The organism is Curtobacterium sp. 9128, from assembly GCF_007673775.1.
In the GTDB taxonomy this organism is placed as follows: Bacteria; Actinomycetota; Actinomycetes; order Actinomycetales; family Microbacteriaceae; genus Curtobacterium.
The window spans coordinates 1-524 of the sequence record NZ_VEAF01000016.1; the positions used below are offsets into that span (position 1 = coordinate 1).

The 524-nt window shown below is 67.2% G+C and carries 1 protein-coding gene; it reads left to right on the top strand.

Translation table 11 applies throughout. The annotated features are described in order from the left end of the window. A partial coding sequence (locus tag FS641_RS18230; RefSeq protein WP_186317840.1) for a hypothetical protein occupies nucleotides 1-516 on the top strand: 516 nt, incomplete at its 5' end. Nucleotides 517-524 lie beyond the last annotated feature (8 nt).

A 524-nucleotide genomic window follows, 5' to 3' on the forward strand; every position in this document is an offset into this window, starting at 1 on the left:
GTGCTCGGTGGGAACACCTCCGTCGCGCTGGACAAGGGCTTCACCGACGCCCTCACCAGCCTGGGTCTGACGCCGGGTGTGTCCGGGAACGCGGCCCTGGCGGACGGGGCGGTGTCGTTCCCGATCACGTCGGGTTCGGTGACGTACTGGTCCCCGGACGGCAAGTACCGTCCCTACGTGCAGGGCCTGCTCAACCACGACGACTCGGGTCTGACCCTCAAGGCCGGCGACACCACCGTCACGCTGGAGAACTTCGTGGTGAACCCGGGCTCGTCGAAGCTGATGGGTGACGTGCTGGTCAACGGGCAGGTCGCCGCGTCGAACGCGTACCTGTTCAGCCTGCACGGTGGGACGCTGAAGCCGCTGCAGCTCGAGGGTGACAACGCGATCCTGACCGGGACCACGGTCCACGTCTCCGACGACGCCGCGAAGCTGCTCAACAGCACCTTCAAGACCGACGCCGTCAAGGGCGGCCTCCTCGTCGGCACCGCCACCATCACCGCCAAGATCAAGTAACACCCCCC